The following is a 1,487-nucleotide window of genomic DNA, read 5'->3' as shown; positions in this document are numbered from 1 at the left end:
GCCAACTAAATGAGACACATACAGTTGATTTTTTCTTTTGTGATAAGAGTGGAGTTTTTAGAGGTGCCCATAAGTATGGAGGTGTTTTAATGACAAAACCATACTATAATAAAGATAAAATGATTCTTGTTCATGCAGATACGTTTAAGTTATTATCGAAAATGAAACCAGAAAGCATGGACATGATCTTTGCTGATCCTCCATATTTTTTGAGTAACGGTGGTATATCAAATTCTGGGGGACAGGTTGTATCTGTAGATAAAGGTGACTGGGATAAGATTTCTTCCTTTGAGGAAAAGCACGAATTCAATCGTAAATGGATTCGTTTAGCAAAAGAAGTTTTGAAGCCTAATGGGACTATTTGGATTTCGGGGAGTTTACATAATATTTACTCAGTTGGAATGGCATTAGAGCAAGAAGGTTTTAAAATTCTAAATAACATTACTTGGCAGAAAACAAACCCTGCACCTAATTTATCCTGTCGTTATTTTACTCATTCTACTGAAACTATTTTATGGGCAAGAAAAAATGATAAAAAAGCTCGTCATTATTACAATTACGATTTGATGAAAGAGCTAAATGATGGTAAGCAAATGAAAGATGTTTGGACAGGTGCTTTGACGAAAAAAGTTGAGAAATGGGCTGGCAAGCATCCAACACAAAAACCAGAATATTTATTGGAACGTATAATTTTGGCCTCTACTAAAGAGGGTGACTATATTTTAGATCCATTTGTTGGCAGTGGCACTACGGGTGTTGTTGCAAAGCGATTAGGTAGAAGATTTATAGGGATCGATGCTGAAAAAGAATATTTAAAAATTGCAAGGAAGAGGTTGGAATATATAGAATGAAAAAAGGTGGCATTGGAGGAGCAAATACTAAAACAGGTTTAGCTTTTGAAATACAAACGGATTTTCCTACATTTTTGGCTAGTCAAGATGGCTACAGTATTGAGAATATTGACTATGATACTAAAAGGACGGAACAAGGGGGAAATACGAAAATTATCAAAGGAACTAAATTACGTTCGAAACCTTTTAGATGGAGTGTAAAATTTTTAGGAGACGAAGTTGGACAGATTTTCCAAAAAACTGGTCTCTATCGCTACTTTGATGAAATTGATGGATTTGATTATACAAAAATTATATCAGCTCAATTATTACCTGATGAAGCAATTTTTGTAGTAAGTAAAAATACAGTTTATATAGTTGAGAAAAAGACACAGAGTAAAGGTGGCAGCGTTGACGAAAAGTTACAAACATGTGATTTTAAATTAAAACAATACAAAAAACTGTTTTCTCCTTTAAATAAGGAAGTCAGTTATTCATATCTATTAGATAAAGATTGGTTTAAAAATCCACGATATAAAGATACTTTAGATTACATTATTAGTGTTGGATGTAAATATTATTTTAAGGGCACCTCTAAAAACCTATCCAATGGACACCAAAATATGAGATAATAGCCTTATCATAAGATGAGGTTAT

At 32.8% G+C, this 1,487-nt stretch carries 2 protein-coding genes; both read left to right on the top strand.

The annotated features are described in order from the left end of the window. Nucleotides 1-89 precede the first annotated feature (89 nt). Nucleotides 90-851 (top strand): DNA-methyltransferase, encoded by a 762-nt coding sequence (locus tag K1I71_RS09470; RefSeq protein WP_223330851.1) that lies wholly within the window; start codon nucleotides 90-92, stop codon nucleotides 849-851. Then, entirely contained in the window at nucleotides 848-1,462 is a 615-nt protein-coding gene (locus tag K1I71_RS09465) for a hypothetical protein (RefSeq protein WP_223330850.1), read from the top strand. The genes K1I71_RS09470 and K1I71_RS09465 overlap by 4 nt, the downstream gene beginning before the upstream one ends. Nucleotides 1,463-1,487 lie beyond the last annotated feature (25 nt).

This window comes from Streptococcus mitis, assembly GCF_019929545.1.
Lineage (GTDB): Bacteria > Bacillota > Bacilli > Lactobacillales > Streptococcaceae > Streptococcus > Streptococcus mitis_BU.
This window is presented reverse-complemented; position numbering and strand designations above follow the sequence as displayed.